The organism is Sulfitobacter sp. G5_S2_6_S6 (assembly GCF_054968505.1).
In genome coordinates this window covers 694,767-709,471 of record NZ_JBQKUI010000001.1, presented here as the reverse complement: position 1 = coordinate 709,471, position 14,705 = coordinate 694,767, and the positions used below count along the sequence as shown (strand labels likewise).

Below are 14,705 nucleotides of genomic sequence, written 5' to 3'. Positions count from 1 at the left end.
TTTAGGCGCGCCGTCGCGGGTTATTCGTCAGATGTTTCACGTGGAGGCCGGCCAATAACGTCGCGCAGGTCTTCGAGTTCGATAAAGTTGTCCACTTGGCGGCGCAACTCGTCCGAGATCATGGGCGGTTGGCTGCGGATCGTGCTGACAACAGAGACGCGCACGCCCTGGCGTTGAAGGCTTTCGACCAACGGGCGGAAATCGCCGTCACCGGAGAAGATCACGATGTGGTCAAGATGTGGCGCAAGCTCCATCGCGTCGACCGCAAGCTCGATATCCATGTTCCCCTTGACCTTCCGGCGGCCCATGCTGTCGGTGTATTCCTTGGCCGGTTTGGTCACCATGGAGAAGCCGTTATAGTTCAGCCAGTCGACCAGCGGGCGTATGGGGGAGTATTCGTCATTTTCCAGCAAAGCGGTATAGTAAAAGGCACGCAGCAGTTTGCCGCGGCGCATGAACTCCTGCCGCAGTAGCTTGTAATCAATGTCAAAACCCAGGTTCTTGGCTGCTGCGTAAAGGTTGGAGCCGTCGATGAATAAAGCGAGCCGTTCGTCCTTGTAGAACATGAAGTGCCTTCCTAATACACGTCGTTCGGAAATTTGCGTCGTGTAGAGCCGCTATAAAACGAAATGTTTCAAATTTAGTTTCCGACTATGAATACAATACTAACTAAGGTTTTTTCGAGAGGCAGCAAGTGAAGACATTGGCCATCCCTGACCCCAAGGGGGGTGAAATCGGCAAGTGCGCGCTGATCGCCCTCGGGAGCAATCAATCATCAGTTGCGGGAGGGCCGGCGGAAACTCTGCGGCGGGCCCTTGATATTATGGTCGGTATGGGCGCGCGGGTTGCCGCTCTTAGCCCGTTTTACTCAACCTATGCGTTTCCTGCGGGGTCAGGCCCGAATTTCGTAAATACAACCGCTAGTATAAGGGTAGAAGGGGAGCCGGATCAAGTTTTAGCTATTCTTCATGCCGTCGAAGCAGAGCTTGGGCGCGAGCGGCAAAGCCGTTGGGCCCCTCGGACGGTCGATCTGGATCTCATCGCGATGGGGGATGTGGTGTTGCCGGATGTACAGACCCAGACCGATTGGCGGGAGATTCCGCTTGAACAGCAGATGGTCAATGCGCCTGACCAGCTGATCCTGCCGCACCCGCGGCTTCAGGATCGTGCCTTTGTTTTGGTGCCGCTGGCGGACATCGCGCCGGACTGGCGTCATCCCCTGATCGGCAAAACCGTTCGCGAGATGTTGAATGACCTGCCAGAGGCAGATAAAAAGGGGGTATGGCCGCTGGAATAGGCCCTTGTAAATTCCGCCGATGGCTTCTAAATAGTCGGCTTCTTGCAGCATTCATGATTGGAGCATCCCCATGGCCCGCGTCACTGTCGAAGATTGTGTAGATAAAGTGCCAAACCGGTTCGAGCTTGTCATGCTTGCCGCGCATCGTGCGCGTGAAATTGCGGCTGGTTCTACGGTTACTGTTGATCGCGATAACGACAAAAACCCTGTCGTGTCCCTGCGCGAGATTGCGGATGAAACCCAATCGGCCGACGAGCTGCGCGAGCGTCTGATCGAAAGCAACCAGAATCAGATCGAGGTTGATGAACCCGAAGAGGACGCAATGGCGCTTCTTATGGGGGCTGAGCAAGATAAGCCCGAAGAGGACAGCATGTCCGAAGAAATGCTGCTGCGGCAGTTGATGGCGGCACAAGGGCAGGGCTAAGGCCCGCGCCCTTCGGGGCTTATAGGCAGGACAGGTATGAATACCGCCGACATTACGGCTGACGACCTTATCGCGCTTGTGCGCGCCTATAACCCTAAGACGAACGAAAATCAGATCAGGCTGGCCTATGAGTATGGCCAGCAGATGCACGAGGGCCAGTTCCGCCATTCCGGAGAGCCCTATTTCACGCATCCGGTCTCTGTCGCGGCCATTTTGACCGAACAGCAGCTGGATGACGCGACCATCATCACCGCATTGCTGCACGACACGATCGAGGACACGAAAGCGTCCTATAGCAGCGTCGATGAAAAGTTCGGACATGATGTCGCTGAACTGGTCGATGGCGTGACCAAGCTGACCAACCTGCAACTGAATTCCAACGAGACAAAACAGGCCGAGAACTTTCGCAAGCTGTTCATGGCAATGTCGAAAGATCTGCGGGTTATTTTGGTTAAGTTGGCGGATCGGCTGCATAATATGCGCACGATCAAGTCGATGCGCCCTGACAAGCAGATCCAGAAAGCACGTGAAACGATGGATATCTATGCGCCTCTTGCGGGGCGTATGGGCATGCAATGGATGCGCGAAGAGCTCGAGGATCTGGCCTTTCGCGTGCTCAACCCCGAAGGGCGACAGTCGATCATCCGGCGCTTTATCACCCTTCAGCGCGAAACGGGCGATGTCATCCAACGAATCACCGGCGACATGCGGCACGAGCTTGAGAAAGCCGGGATCGAGGCCGAGGTCTTTGGGCGGGCGAAAAAACCGTATTCGATCTGGCGCAAGATGCAGGAAAAGCAGCAATCCTTTTCCCGTTTATCGGATATTTACGGTTTCCGCGTTATCACCACCTCGGAGGATGAATGTTATCGCGCACTTGGCACCATCCATCGGCGCTGGCGGGCCGTGCCGGGCCGGTTCAAGGATTATATCAGTCAGCCCAAGACGAACGGTTACCGGTCGATCCATACCACCGTCTCTGGCCGTGACGGCAAACGGGTCGAGGTGCAGATCAGAACGCGGCAAATGCATGATGTCGCTGAATCCGGTGTGGCGGCGCATTGGTCCTATCGTGACGGTGTGCGGTCGCGGAACCCCTTTGCTGTTGATCCGGTCAAATGGGTCGCGCAACTGACAGAGCAGCTCGATTCAGAGGAGGATCACGAAGATTTCCTCGAGGCGGTCAAGCTTGAGATGTACGCCGATCAGGTGTTCTGCTTTACCCCCAAGGGCGAGGTGGTCAAGCTGCCGCGTGGGGCGACGCCGATTGATTTCGCCTATGCGATCCACACGCGAATCGGGTCTGCCTGCGTGGGTGCCAAGATCGACGGGATGCGCGTGCCTTTGTGGACGCGGGTGAAAAACGGCCAGTCGATCGAGATTATTACCGCCCAAGGTCAGACACCGCAGGCGACATGGCTGGATATCGCAACGACGGGCAAGGCCAAGACGGCGATCCGTCGGTCGCTGCGTGAACTGGATCGCGCGCGCTTTGTCAGCCTTGGACGCGAACTTGCCCGCTCTGCCTTCGAGCAGATGAATAAATCGGCGACGGAGAAAGTGCTGCGCACCGCGGCGCGCAACCTGCGCCTTTCCAGCGCGGAGGAGCTTTTGGCGCAGCTTGGCTCTGCCGAACTGACGGGCCAAGAGGTGGTGCAGGCCGTCTATCCCAACCTGCGCCCCAAACCCGGGGAACATGTCGACCGCAAGCGCGCGGTGGTGGGGCTGGAAGCGGGGCAATCCTTTGACCGGTCGCCTTGTTGTCAGGCGCTGCCGGGGGAACGCATTGTCGGCATCACCTTCCGCGGGCAGGGCGTCAAAATCCACACCATCGATTGCGAGCGTCTGTCGCATTACGAGGACCAGCCCGAACGCTGGCTGGACCTGCGTTGGCACGACGGGCCACATCCCGCGATCTATGGGGCGACACTGGATCTGACCATCGGCAATGGGGCGGGCGTGCTGGGGCGGATTTGTACGCTGATTGGCCAATCCTCCGCCAATATCGCGGATCTGGAATTTTTGGACCGCAAGCCTGACTTTTATCGGTTGTTGATCTACGTAGAACTGCGAGACATTGCGCATCTACATTCTTTGATCCCGATGTTGGAGGCCGAGAGCGAGGTCGCCGAGATCAGCCGATACCGGAACCCCGACTTGTTCAAGGCAGGTACCAAAGACGCATGATCCGCCCGGACTGCACTGACCCAAGGACGAACTGTTGATTTTCAAACGCCGCGACCCAAAGCCGACAGTGCGCGCGATGGCTGAATTCATGTGGCCTCGGGGTGGTTGGACGCGGGCGTTTCACTATGTCAAACACCGGATGCGCCGCTTGCCCGACACGCCCGAACGCATTGCGCGTGGCATCTGGGCCGGTGTTTTTACCACGTTTACGCCCTTCTACGGCATGCATTTTATCGTGGCGGCGCTGGTATCGCGTGTCATGCGGGGCAATCTGCTGGCCGCATTGATGGGGACGTTTTTTGGCAACCCGCTGACCTATGTCCCGATCGGGTTGTCATCGCTGTCCATGGGGCATTGGATTCTCGGTTCCCACATGCGGACGGGGGAGCATCGGTCCTTCGGGGGCAAGTTCTTTGACGCCGGTCACGACTTGTTGGCCAACTTTGTGGCGATCTTTACCAGCCGCGACATGGATTGGTCAGGGCTTGAGGTCTTCTGGCATCAGGTGTTCTATCCGTATCTGATCGGGGGCATCGTGCCCGGCATGATCTGCGCCACGATCGCCTATTATCTGGCCGTGCCCTTGCTGCGGGCCTATCAAAAGCGGCGCAAGGGCGCGATCAAGGCCAAGTTCGATTTGTTGAAAAAGAAAGCCTCGGCCAAGGCCGAGGCGAAACGCAAGGCAGAGCAGGCGGCTCTGGAGGGGAAAGACCATGGCGGCACAAGGTAAGCTTCGGCTTGGCGTAAATATTGACCACGTGGCGACTGTGCGGAATGCGCGCGGCGGTGCCTATCCGGACCCGCTGCGCGCAGCCCGCGCCGCGCAAGAGGCCGGCGCTGATGGCATCACCGCGCACCTGCGTGAGGATCGACGCCACATCACAGATGCGGATATCGAAGGACTGCAAGAGGTGTTGAACGTGCCGCTCAACTTCGAGATGGCCGCCACGGAAGAGATGCAGGCCATCGCCCTGCGCCACAAACCCCATGCCGTCTGCATCGTGCCGGAAAAGCGCGAAGAGCGGACAACCGAAGGCGGGCTTGAAGTCGCACGGGAGGAAAACCGGCTGGCGCATTTCATTGCTCCTCTGCGCGAAGCGGGCAGCCGCGTCAGCATCTTCATCGCCGCCGATCAGCGCCAGATTGAGGCGGCGAACCGCATCGGGGCAGAGGTGATCGAACTGCACACCGGTGCCTATTGCGACGCCTATGCCGAAGGACATTGGGAGGAAGCGCAAAAGGAGCTGCAAAAGCTCGAAGAGATGTCAAAATTCGCCCATGATCTGGGGCTTGAGGTGCACGCGGGCCACGGTCTCACCTATGATACCGTCAGCCCCGTCGCAGCTTTCCCCGAGGTGCAAGAGCTGAACATCGGGCATTTTCTGATTGGCGAGGCGATCTTTTTGGGCCTCGGCCCCGCCATCGCCGAGATGCGCCGCCTGATGGATGACGCCCGCAAGGGCTGAGGGCGCGGCATGATTTTGGGCATCGGCACCGACCTCGCGAATATCGAACGGATTCAAGGCACGCTGGACCGCTTTGGCGACCGTTTCCGCAATCGCGTGTTCACCGAGGTCGAACAGCTAAAGGCCGAACGTCGCCGTGATGTCGCGGGCACCTACGCCAAACGCTGGGCCGCGAAAGAGGCATGTTCAAAGGCGCTTGGCACCGGTCTGCGCATGGGGATCGCTTGGCGCGATATGGCGGTGAGCAACCTGCGCACCGGCCAGCCCGTGATGGAGGTCACCGGCTGGGCGGCGGAGCGTTTGGCCAAGATGACACCCGACGGCCACGAGGCGATCATTCACGTCACGCTGACAGATGATCACCCTTGGGCACAGGCCTTTGTCGTCATCGAAGCCCGCCCCAAGGCAGGTATTCAGACCTAACGGCAGATCATAGCCCATTCGGTCGATGGATCGGGGGCAGGGTTGCTTGACTTGCGTCAATGGCACCCGCATGTAACGCTCGAACGCATGAACAGGAGCGCCAAAATGGCCGCCAAAGAGAAAACCGGCAACGCCTTTGTCGAAACCATCAAAACAATCGTCTATGCGCTGTTGATCGCAGGGGTCTTTCGGACCCTGTTTTTCCAGCCTTTCTGGATCCCTTCGGGGTCGATGAAAGAGACGTTGTTGATCGGGGATTTCCTGTTCGTAAACAAAATGGCCTATGGCTATTCCTACGCCTCCTGTCCCAGCGTGATGATGCCGCGGTTCGGCATTGAGGTCGACGCGAAAGACGTCTGCGGTGTGTTTGACGGCGACAACACGCGTTTGTTCGGATCAGAGCCCGAGCGGGGCGATGTGGTGGTTTTCCGTCATCCCGTGTCTGGTCGCGATTACATCAAGCGTCTGATCGGCTTGCCGGGGGACAAGGTTCAGATCACCGACGGTGTGGTCAGCATCAATGGCACGGCGGTTGAACTGCGTGACGATGGTGTCTTCGAAGAGGTGATGGACCGTCAGGGCCCGCAGGGTATGCGTCCGCGTTGCGAGAACGGTGCCGTCGGTGCCGGTGGTGTATGTGAAAAATCCCGCCAGATCGAAGTGCTCCCTAACGGGGTCGAACATGCGATCCTGAACATTGGCAATCAGGCGTCGGACAATACCGGTGTCTACACGGTGCCAGAAGGGCATTACTTTTTCATGGGTGACAACCGCGACAACTCTGCCGATAGCCGTCTGGCACAGCAGGCCGGTGGCGTCGGTTTCGTGCCGTACGAAAACCTGATCGGCCGCGCGGACCGGATCATGTTCAGCTCGGCCGGTCGGTCGATGTTGTTCTTCTGGACATGGCGCAGCGATCGTTTCTTTAAGGCGATCAAGTGAAGTTAAATGCTGATCTCCGGGCCTTTGAAGGCCGCATCGGGTACCACTTTGCCAAGCCGGAGCTGTTGAACCGCGCGGTGACCCATGCCTCTATGTCGTCGGCCAATCGTGACGACAACCAGCGGCTTGAGTTTCTGGGGGATCGTGTTCTGGGGCTGGTGATGGCCGAAGCGCTGCTGAAACTTGATCCGGCGGCAACCGAAGGGCAGCTGGCCCCGCGGTTCAACGCATTGGTGCGCAAGGAAGCCTGCGCCGAGGTCGCGCGCGAGATCGACATGGGCGCTGTGCTCAAGCTTGGCCGGTCAGAGATGTTGTCTGGCGGCCGCCGCAAGCAGGCGTTGTTGGGGGACGCGATCGAGGCTATCATCGCGGCTGTCTATCTGGATGGCGGATTTGACGAGGCCAAAGCGTTGATCCTGCGATTGTGGGGTGACCGTGTGATGCAGGTCAAGCAAGACGCCCGCGACGCCAAGACCGCGCTGCAAGAATGGGCGCAAGCGCGCGGCTTGCCGCCCCCCGCCTATGTTCAGACTGACCGGCAGGGGCCAGACCACGCCCCGGTGTTTACCATCACCGCCCGGATTGAAAACGGGGCCAGCGCCGTTGCGTCCGCCCCATCGAAACGTCAGGCCGAACAGGCCGCTGCCAAGACGCTCTTGGCCCAATTGGAGAGACCCTCATGACCACGCGCGCCGGATTTATCGCCCTGATCGGCGAGCCCAACGCGGGCAAATCGACGTTGCTGAACCGCATGGTCGGCGCGAAAGTGTCGATCGTGACCCATAAGGTGCAGACCACACGCGCCCGTATTCGTGGGGTCGCGATGGAAGGGGAAAGCCAGCTTGTGTTCGTGGACACGCCCGGTCTGTTCCAGCCCCGTCGCCGTTTGGACCGCGCCATGGTGGCCGCGGCTTGGGGGGGCGCTGCCGATGCGGATGTTGTCATTCTGCTGATCGAGGCCAACCGCGGGATCACCGAAGGGGTCGAACGTATCCTGGAAGGCCTCGCTGACATTGGTCAGGGGCGCAAGGTCGCGCTTGCGATCAACAAGATCGACCGTGTCGAAGCTCCGGTCCTGTTGGGGCTGAGCAAAGAGATGAACGACCGCTATGATTTTGCCGAAACATTCATGATCTCGGCCGAGCGGGGGCATGGTGTGGATACGTTGCGCCAATGGCTGGCGGGCGAATTGCCCGAGGGGCCTTGGCTCTATCCCGAAGATCAGATTGCCGATCTGCCTATGCGCATGATCGCCGCCGAAATGACCCGTGAGAAACTGACCCTGCGTCTGCATCAGGAGCTGCCCTATCAGCTGACGGTCGAGACGGAGAACTGGGAAGAGCGTAAAGACGGCTCTGCCCGGGTGGATCAGTTGATCTATGTGGTGCGCGACGGTCACAAGGGGATCGTGCTTGGCAGCAAGGGCGAGACGATCAAGGCGGTCAGCAAAGCCTCTCGCGAGGAGCTTGAAGAGTTTCTGGGGCGGAAAGTGCATCTGTTTTTGCAGGTCAAAGTGCGCCCGAACTGGCTGGACGAGGCGGAGCGCTACTCCGAGATGGGGCTGGAGTTCAAAGACGGCAATGTCTAGATCTGGTGCGGCCCGACCCTTCGGGGAGGATTTTACACCATTTGGAACGACGGGGCTGTCATGGCCCGGCTGACCGCGCGGTTCTGGGTCGATGCCTATCTGGCGCGGCTGCGGGTCTATGATATTCCTGCCTTCGTGGTCGCGCATGGGGATGACACCGGCGGCGCTGTTCTGGTGAAGCTCGCAACGCTCGATGGAAATGCACAGCTTTTTCAGAAAAGTTTCGATTTGATCAGTGGTGAGCGGACCTGGGTCGAAATGACAAGTGGACAGGAGCCGGAGGTTGATGCGTCGATCAGCCGACAGCGCGGCTTTGATCCGGACCTATGGGTGATCGAGGTAGAAGACAGGCAGGGTCGGCATCTGCTGCATGAGGACGGGCTGAGCTGATGGAATGGCGCGATCAAGGCATTTTGCTCAGCGCGCGCCGCCATGGTGAGACATCGGCCATCATCGAGGTGTTCACCCCCGAGCGCGGCCGCCACGCCGGGATCGTGCGTGGGGGTACCAGTCGCAAGATTGCCCCAATTCTCCAACCGGGTGCGCAGTTAGACATCGCATGGCGCGCGCGGCTTGAGGATCATATCGGCGCGTTTATTGTAGAGCCCGTACGCAGCCGCGCCGCATTGGCAATGCATGATCGGCTGAGCCTTGCGGGGTTGAATGCGGTGACGGGGCTGCTTGCCTTTGCATTGCCCGAACGCGAAGCGCATCCGCCATTATATCGTCGAACTGAAGCGCTTCTGGATCTATTGGGGCAGGGGGACCTGTGGCCATTGGCCTATCTTCAATGGGAAATCAGCCTGTTAGACGAGCTTGGCTATGGGCTTGATCTGAGCGCCTGTGCGGTGACCGGACGGACCAGCGGGCTGGTCTTTGTATCTCCGAAAACGGGGCGTGCCGTGACCCGAGAAGGGGCGGGGGAGTGGGTTGATAAAATGCTGCCATTGTCGCCCGTTTTACGTGGGGAAGGGGATGCGAGCGATGCGGATATTGCGCTGGCGTTCAAAACCACGGGATATTTCCTAGAGCGGCATCTGGCGCGCGATCTAGGGGACAAGCCCCTACCCGAGGCGCGCGCGCGCTACGTCGAGGCATTTAGTCAACGGCGCGAAACACCATATTAAGGTTCTCGGTGTTAGACAGAATCATGACGTCATTCAGAATCTCGACGAGGGTGGCGTTGTTGAGCGCGTCGATAACAATGTTTTCTTGGCTGAGATCAGGACATGCCTTTTTGGTGGAGGATATGAGCGTGAAAGAAAACCAGGGGTAGGGCAGCTTGTTCGTGCCGGACATCCGATTGCAGGGGCCTTGAACGGTAACCTGTTCTTTTTCTGGAAAGGACATCTGTGTGTTTGCTGAGAACATGACCCCGTTTAGTTCTTGCAAGCGCCATAGGCGATCGGCGGCCCCATACGCCCGCAGAGTTTCGTCCTGACTGCACTGGGTTGTCAGGGCTATGGCCAGAAAGAGTGAGGTCAGCTTGATCATGGGGTCCGGATAGGCAGCCCGACGATTTCACGCGTCAGGCTGCCCGAACTTCATCCGAGCAAACGGCGCGAGATGACCTGCGCCTGAATCTCTGCCGCGCCTTCGAAAATGTTGAGGATACGTGCGTCACATAGGACACGGCTGATTTTGTATTCGAGTGCAAAACCGTTGCCGCCATGGATCTGCAAGCCATTGTCAGCCGCCGCCCAAGCGACCCGTGCGCCGAGCAGTTTGGCCATGCCCGCTTCGACATCACAGCGCCGGCCTTCGTCTTTTTCAAACGCCGAGAAATAGGTGAGCTGGCGGGCGATCATGATTTCGACCGCCATCATCGCCAGTTTGGACGACACGCGAGGGAAGTTGATGAGAGACTTGCCGAACTGCTTGCGATCAATTGCGTATTGCATCGAAATGTCGAGCGCGGATTGCGCGACCCCGATGGCACGCGCGGCTGTCTGGATGCGCGCGCTTTCAAAGGTTTCCATCAACTGTTTGAACCCTTTGCCCTCTTCGCCGCCCAACAGGTTTTCACCTTTGACGTGGAAGCCGTCGAAACCGAGCTCGTATTCCTTCATGCCGCGATAGCCGAGCACTTCGATCTCGCCGCCGGTCATGCCTTCGGAAGGGAAAGGGTTCGCGTCGTCGCCCGGCGTTTTCTCGGCCAAGAACATCGACAGGCCCTTGTAGTTCGACGTCTGCGGATCCGTGCGCGCCAGCAGCGTCATCACATGGGTCCGGGCCGCGTGCGTGATCCAGGTTTTATTGCCAGTTATCTTATAATCGTCGCCATCTTTCACCGCGCGCGTGCGCAAAGAACCAAGGTCAGAGCCGGTGTTCGGTTCCGTGAAGACGGCTGTGGGCAAGGTCTCGGCGCTGGCGATCCGCGGGAGCCACTTTTCTTTTTGGGCGTCCGTCCCGCCTGCGATGATCAGTTCGGCCGCGATTTCAGACCGCGTGCCGAGCGAGCCCACGCCGATATAGCCGCGCGACAGCTCTTCCGAGACGACGCACATAGAGGCTTTGGACAGCCCAAAGCCACCGAATTCTTCTGGGATCGTCAGGCCGAAAACGCCCATTTCTGCCAATTCATTGATGACTTCAATCGGGATCAGCTCGTCCTTCAGGTGCCATTCGTGGGCAAATGGTTCAACTTTTTCAACAGCGTAACGACGGAACTGTTCGCGGATCATCTCCAGCTCTTCGTCAAGGCCGGACCGCCCGACGGTGATGTTGGCGCTTTGCTCTTGCATGAGTTCGACAAGGCGCGTGCGTGCAGCCTGCGAATTGCCTCGTTGCTGCAGTGTCGTGATGCCAGCATTGGAAAACGCGTTTTGATCTGTGGTAGAGACGCCAAGATCGTGCAAGCGCAGAATTTCCCCTTGGTTCATCTGAATGCCGCCGGAAATCTGGCACAGGTATTCGCCGAATGCAATTTGATGGATCAGCTGTTCTGTTTCTGAAAACTTGCCATCTGCGTCGAGCTTCTCTGCCCATAGCTGCATCTGGTGAAGCGATTGGGCGTAGGTTGCAAGCCACGCAAGACCATGTGCGGCGGTTTGGTTTTCTTCGACCAGTGCATTCGACACTTTCCCGTCTTGAGAAACGGTCGCACGAACCGCGGATTTAGCGGCTTCTAAAAGGCGGTCTACCGGGGCCAGCGTTGATCTGGTGGTTGCGAGCAGGTCATCGATCACGATGTCCGCGCCAGAAATCACGTCTTGTCCATCATGTGCCATCTGTAAGCTCCCTTGTTTGGTTAAGCACGGCATAACCTTTTCGCAGGTGCAGCACAATAAAGATACGTTTTGCTGCGTCAATTTGGTTTAAAATTACGCTAAGGATTTCGCGTGCGCTCCGCTGCAATCTTGGTATGACGTGCGATATGGACATGTTTTTCAGTTTATTGACGCCGTCAGAATGGGCGTTCGCCTTTGGAATTGGCCTTGTGGCGGGATTCATTAAAGGCGTCGTGGGGTTCGCGATGCCGCTGGTGCTAATCTCAGGGCTAACGATGTTCTTGTCGCCTGAGCTTGCCCTTGCCGGGCTGATCTTCCCGACTGTAATTACCAATATGTTTCAGGCACTAAGGCAGGGGGTGGCCGCGGCTTGGGACTCCATCAAAATGTTTAAGGTTTTCCTGATTGCGGGCGGCATAGCGCTTAGCTTGTCAGCGCAGACCGTGCGTTTTCTCGCCGCCGATACGATGCTGCTGGTGATTGGTGTTCCGATCACATTGTTCGCGCTGTGGCAGGTCACGGGGCGTAGCTTCACCCTGTCGCACCGATCTACAAAACTAGAAGCATTTATAGGTGCCTTCGCCGGGGCGGTCGGTGGCGTATCGGCCGTTTGGGGGCCGCCTACCGTCGCCTACCTGACCGCATTGGGCACGCCCAAGCACGACCAAATGCGGGTTCAGGGTGTCATCTACGGACTCGGCGCGGTGCTATTGTTGTTTTCACACTTCGGATCTGGCGTGCTTCGCGCTGAAACCGTGCCCTTTTCCGCCGTCATGATCTTGCCGTCGCTCACCGGTATGTGGCTTGGCAGCAAAGTCATGGATAAGATTGACCAAGCGTCCTTTAAGAAAGCGACGCTGGTCATCCTATTGATTGCAGGCGCAAACTTGGTGCGCCGAGGGGTGTTTGGTTAAGGCTTAGCCCTGACGCGCGACCGTCAGCCCAGACACATCTTCGATAAACGTCACAATACGTGTTTTGAGCGCGTCATCGTTTATTGCGGCCAAGGCGCTGACAATCTCGATGCTCGGGTCGGCTTTGGGCGCATCATTCGTGTTGTCATGCAGACCTTCAAAGAAATATGCGGGCGTTACGTCTAAAATCTGGGACAGTTCAAACAGGCGGCTTGCCGCGACCCGGTTTGACCCGATTTCGTATTTCTGGATTTGCTGGAACGACAGGTTTAACCGCTTGGCCACATCAGTTTGGGAAAGCCGACGCAGCGTACGGATCTGTTTAAGTTTTTTGCCGACGTGGATGTCCACTGGATGCGACATATTAATTACCTCCGGTTGTTGTTGAACTAGTCATCCCCAAATCACTCTTTCCGTTCAATTGGATAGATTTATTCAATTTGTGGTTACAAAGTGGCCAAGGGTGTATTATGAATAATGCCTTAATGTATGATTAATTTACCATTGGTGACGAATGAACACTGTCGACAGCCCAAAGCCAGTTGATTTTGACGCGGACCGAATTCCGCCGTTACTATATGAAATGGTTAGATCTTTTACCGTCCTCGCGGATACGTTGAACCTCAGTCAAGCTGTGCGCTTGTTGGGAAGTACGCGGCAGACAGTTCGGCGCCATATCGCCCAAATTGAGGAGTTCTTGGGGGCTCCGATGTTTGAGGTTGATGAGCGCCGGTACAAATTAACACAGCGTGGTGAAGAAGCTTTGCCAGAAGCGCGTGAGTTTCTCGCGCGGGGCAAGGTCTGGATCAAGGGCAACACGCGGAGCACGGGTGGGCTTTTACGGCTGTCCCACGAAACACCCAACGGATGGAATTTTTATCAGCAGCAACGGCCACTTACCCAGATTTGGGACGGTGAATCTGAAATGATCAAGGAGGCATTCTCGGCCTGGGTGCAGAGCGAGGGCCGGTTGGAACATGAGAATTTTCAACAAATTCGCCCATATGTCCTAGTGTATCGCGACTCACCCAGTGGTTGGATCTGTATCGAAGTCGGACAAGAATCATTTTACACAAGTTGGTGGGGTTGGGAGAATGCGCGCAGCAGTATTGGCCGCCCTCTCGGCAATTTTCCGGGCGGTCCCGAGTTTGAGGCGATGCTGGATTTCCCCTTTCGTGAGGTTCAGGCGAATGGCGGGGTCCGCCTTGACGAGGTTGTGACGCAAATGCCGAGGAACACGGCAGGCGGCGAGCTTATCCCATTGGCCTATAAACGACTTTTGATGGCGAGCCGCTTCCCTGACGGAAGCTTTGCTTTGATATCCGCGGTAGATAGATCACGTCACGTCACCATCTCTGGGTTGGATCAAGACGCGATGGTTGGCATGCCGGAGGATGCAATCGTCGGCTTCTAGCCGGTTACCTAAAAATCGAAGAAAATTCCCGATAAATAAGCTACCCTTTGATCAGCTTGCATCAAAGGAGAGTTCAGTATGACGTTGTTGAGTTTTCAAGACGGCGAACGGTTTATCGCCAGCAGTTCCGCACTTTTGCATGAGGCCGGGATCACATTAACGGTCGGTTATGATTTTGCTGAGTATAAGACGATATTGCAGGACGCGCGTCCGGATCACTTGCTAGGGCTGCCGTTCGACCCTGAAACGCACGACCTGAACGAAACCAATGCCTTTTGGATTGTCGGCCGAAATGCCAAAGGCGATGTTATGCATACGCAGGCAATGCGTATGCTGGATTTGAAAGGAGCCAAGCTAGCCGAATATCTTCGTCGTTCATTTATCGAGTTTCCGCCGCCCGGCGTTGACATCGATTTTCTCCGATCACGGTATCGCGCGGGGCCGGGTGCGCAGCGCATCGCTGGCGACGTGTGCTATCATGGGGAGTTCTGGGTGGGCGCAACGCCGCGAGAGTTCAGAAACGCAGGTCTATCTTCTGTGCTGGGGCGCTATGCATTCTGGCAGGCGATGCAGCATTGGGATCCTGACCATGTCATCGCGTTTATGACCAACTCGGTCGTGTATAAGGGCTTTCCAGCGCGGCACGGCTATATGCATACGGAGCCAGGCACGTTGCGGTGGTTCATCAACGGAATGGATGCGCCGGTCGAGGGGTTCATGGCCTATATGGGGCGCGATGATTTGCGCTTTATTCTGGATATGCCGCTCTCGGGCCGAGCTTCGAAAGCGGCATAGTCTGCGCATGGAAAAAGAGCCGCGC

Annotated in this window: 18 protein-coding genes; 14 read left to right on the top strand and 4 right to left on the bottom strand. The window is 57.4% G+C overall.

Going from position 1 to position 14,705, the window contains the following annotated elements:
* Positions 1–20: 20 nt before the first annotated feature.
* Positions 21–566 carry a LabA-like NYN domain-containing protein gene (locus ACTRWK_RS03500; RefSeq protein WP_005849944.1) on the bottom strand — a complete coding sequence of 182 codons (546 nt, stop codon included), beginning with the start codon at positions 564–566 and terminating at the stop codon, positions 21–23.
* A 128-nt stretch (positions 567–694) separates the two neighbouring features.
* Here ACTRWK_RS03500 and folK point away from each other — a divergent pair, with 128 nt between their 5' ends.
* The 11 genes from folK (at position 695) to recO (ending at position 9,454) form a co-directional block, all read left to right on the top strand.
* Positions 695–1,297, top strand: coding sequence for a 2-amino-4-hydroxy-6-hydroxymethyldihydropteridine diphosphokinase (gene folK / locus ACTRWK_RS03495; RefSeq protein WP_353935658.1), 603 nt, complete (start codon positions 695–697; stop codon positions 1,295–1,297).
* Between the two features lie 70 nt (positions 1,298–1,367).
* Positions 1,368–1,721, top strand: a complete 354-nt coding sequence (rpoZ, locus tag ACTRWK_RS03490) for a DNA-directed RNA polymerase subunit omega (protein ID WP_005849941.1) — start codon at positions 1,368–1,370, stop codon at positions 1,719–1,721.
* Between the two features lie 36 nt (positions 1,722–1,757).
* Positions 1,758–3,908: a RelA/SpoT family protein gene (locus tag ACTRWK_RS03485; protein ID WP_009825337.1), complete on the top strand. Its 2,151-nt coding sequence runs from the start codon at positions 1,758–1,760 to the stop codon at positions 3,906–3,908.
* Between the two features lie 34 nt (positions 3,909–3,942).
* Positions 3,943–4,638, top strand: coding sequence for a DUF2062 domain-containing protein (locus tag ACTRWK_RS03480; protein ID WP_005849937.1), 696 nt, complete (start codon positions 3,943–3,945; stop codon positions 4,636–4,638).
* Positions 4,622–5,374, top strand: a complete 753-nt coding sequence (locus ACTRWK_RS03475) for a pyridoxine 5'-phosphate synthase (RefSeq protein ID WP_009825335.1) — start codon at positions 4,622–4,624, stop codon at positions 5,372–5,374. The genes ACTRWK_RS03480 and ACTRWK_RS03475 overlap by 17 nt, the downstream gene beginning before the upstream one ends.
* 9 nt (positions 5,375–5,383) lie before the next feature.
* Positions 5,384–5,797: a holo-ACP synthase gene (gene acpS, locus ACTRWK_RS03470; RefSeq protein ID WP_005849935.1), complete on the top strand. Its 414-nt coding sequence runs from the start codon at positions 5,384–5,386 to the stop codon at positions 5,795–5,797.
* 105 nt (positions 5,798–5,902) lie between these two features.
* Positions 5,903–6,739: a signal peptidase I gene (gene lepB, locus ACTRWK_RS03465; RefSeq protein WP_005849934.1), complete on the top strand. Its 837-nt coding sequence runs from the start codon at positions 5,903–5,905 to the stop codon at positions 6,737–6,739.
* Positions 6,736–7,422 carry a ribonuclease III gene (gene rnc / locus ACTRWK_RS03460; protein ID WP_005849933.1) on the top strand — a complete coding sequence of 229 codons (687 nt, stop codon included), beginning with the start codon at positions 6,736–6,738 and terminating at the stop codon, positions 7,420–7,422. Before lepB ends, rnc begins: the two co-directional genes overlap by 4 nt.
* Positions 7,419–8,327 carry a GTPase Era gene (gene era / locus ACTRWK_RS03455; RefSeq protein WP_037966775.1) on the top strand — a complete coding sequence of 303 codons (909 nt, stop codon included), beginning with the start codon at positions 7,419–7,421 and terminating at the stop codon, positions 8,325–8,327. The genes rnc and era overlap by 4 nt, the downstream gene beginning before the upstream one ends.
* 60 nt (positions 8,328–8,387) lie before the next feature.
* Entirely contained in the window at positions 8,388–8,717 is a 330-nt protein-coding gene (locus tag ACTRWK_RS03450; protein ID WP_184581438.1) for a DUF1491 family protein, read from the top strand.
* The gene (gene recO, locus ACTRWK_RS03445) at positions 8,717–9,454 is read left to right on the top strand and encodes a DNA repair protein RecO (protein ID WP_462843790.1); all 738 of its coding nucleotides are present in this window, start codon (positions 8,717–8,719) and stop codon (positions 9,452–9,454) included. Before ACTRWK_RS03450 ends, recO begins: the two co-directional genes overlap by 1 nt.
* On the opposite strand, the gene ACTRWK_RS03440 is transcribed toward recO, so the two are convergent.
* Positions 9,426–9,821, bottom strand: coding sequence for an META domain-containing protein (locus ACTRWK_RS03440; RefSeq protein ID WP_037941294.1), 396 nt, complete (start codon positions 9,819–9,821; stop codon positions 9,426–9,428). The genes recO and ACTRWK_RS03440 overlap by 29 nt on opposite strands.
* A gap of 50 nt (positions 9,822–9,871) precedes the next feature.
* On the bottom strand, positions 9,872–11,557 hold the full coding sequence (locus ACTRWK_RS03435; protein WP_037941297.1) for an acyl-CoA dehydrogenase family protein: 1,686 nt from the start codon (positions 11,555–11,557) through the stop codon (positions 9,872–9,874).
* Between the two features lie 146 nt (positions 11,558–11,703).
* Between ACTRWK_RS03435 and ACTRWK_RS03430 the strand changes: the two genes are divergently transcribed.
* Positions 11,704–12,471 carry a sulfite exporter TauE/SafE family protein gene (locus ACTRWK_RS03430; RefSeq protein WP_037941329.1) on the top strand — a complete coding sequence of 256 codons (768 nt, stop codon included), beginning with the start codon at positions 11,704–11,706 and terminating at the stop codon, positions 12,469–12,471.
* A gap of 3 nt (positions 12,472–12,474) precedes the next feature.
* Here the strand turns inward: ACTRWK_RS03430 and ACTRWK_RS03425 are convergent, their stop codons facing one another.
* A complete protein-coding gene (locus ACTRWK_RS03425) occupies positions 12,475–12,834 on the bottom strand; it encodes a helix-turn-helix domain-containing protein (protein ID WP_005849925.1) in 360 nt (119 codons plus the stop codon).
* A 220-nt stretch (positions 12,835–13,054) separates the two neighbouring features.
* Between ACTRWK_RS03425 and ACTRWK_RS03420 the strand changes: the two genes are divergently transcribed.
* Positions 13,055–13,885: a helix-turn-helix domain-containing protein gene (locus ACTRWK_RS03420; protein ID WP_009825327.1), complete on the top strand. Its 831-nt coding sequence runs from the start codon at positions 13,055–13,057 to the stop codon at positions 13,883–13,885.
* A 78-nt stretch (positions 13,886–13,963) separates the two neighbouring features.
* Positions 13,964–14,680, top strand: coding sequence for a hypothetical protein (locus tag ACTRWK_RS03415; protein ID WP_037941300.1), 717 nt, complete (start codon positions 13,964–13,966; stop codon positions 14,678–14,680).
* Positions 14,681–14,705 lie beyond the last annotated feature (25 nt).

Coding starts and splice junctions, on each gene's coding strand:
- ACTRWK_RS03500 (WP_005849944.1), bottom strand. CDS start 566: ATGTTCTACAAGGACGAACGGCTCGCTTTATTCATCGACGGCTCCAAC.
- rpoZ (WP_005849941.1), top strand. CDS start 1,368: ATGGCCCGCGTCACTGTCGAAGATTGTGTAGATAAAGTGCCAAACCGG.
- ACTRWK_RS03485 (WP_009825337.1), top strand. CDS start 1,758: ATGAATACCGCCGACATTACGGCTGACGACCTTATCGCGCTTGTGCGC.
- ACTRWK_RS03475 (WP_009825335.1), top strand. CDS start 4,622: ATGGCGGCACAAGGTAAGCTTCGGCTTGGCGTAAATATTGACCACGTG.
- acpS (WP_005849935.1), top strand. CDS start 5,384: ATGATTTTGGGCATCGGCACCGACCTCGCGAATATCGAACGGATTCAA.
- lepB (WP_005849934.1), top strand. CDS start 5,903: ATGGCCGCCAAAGAGAAAACCGGCAACGCCTTTGTCGAAACCATCAAA.
- era (WP_037966775.1), top strand. CDS start 7,419: ATGACCACGCGCGCCGGATTTATCGCCCTGATCGGCGAGCCCAACGCG.
- ACTRWK_RS03450 (WP_184581438.1), top strand. CDS start 8,388: ATGGCCCGGCTGACCGCGCGGTTCTGGGTCGATGCCTATCTGGCGCGG.
- recO (WP_462843790.1), top strand. CDS start 8,717: ATGGAATGGCGCGATCAAGGCATTTTGCTCAGCGCGCGCCGCCATGGT.
- ACTRWK_RS03440 (WP_037941294.1), bottom strand. CDS start 9,821: ATGATCAAGCTGACCTCACTCTTTCTGGCCATAGCCCTGACAACCCAG.
- ACTRWK_RS03435 (WP_037941297.1), bottom strand. CDS start 11,557: ATGGCACATGATGGACAAGACGTGATTTCTGGCGCGGACATCGTGATC.
- ACTRWK_RS03430 (WP_037941329.1), top strand. CDS start 11,704: ATGGACATGTTTTTCAGTTTATTGACGCCGTCAGAATGGGCGTTCGCC.
- ACTRWK_RS03425 (WP_005849925.1), bottom strand. CDS start 12,834: ATGTCGCATCCAGTGGACATCCACGTCGGCAAAAAACTTAAACAGATC.
- ACTRWK_RS03420 (WP_009825327.1), top strand. CDS start 13,055: ATGGTTAGATCTTTTACCGTCCTCGCGGATACGTTGAACCTCAGTCAA.
- ACTRWK_RS03415 (WP_037941300.1), top strand. CDS start 13,964: ATGACGTTGTTGAGTTTTCAAGACGGCGAACGGTTTATCGCCAGCAGT.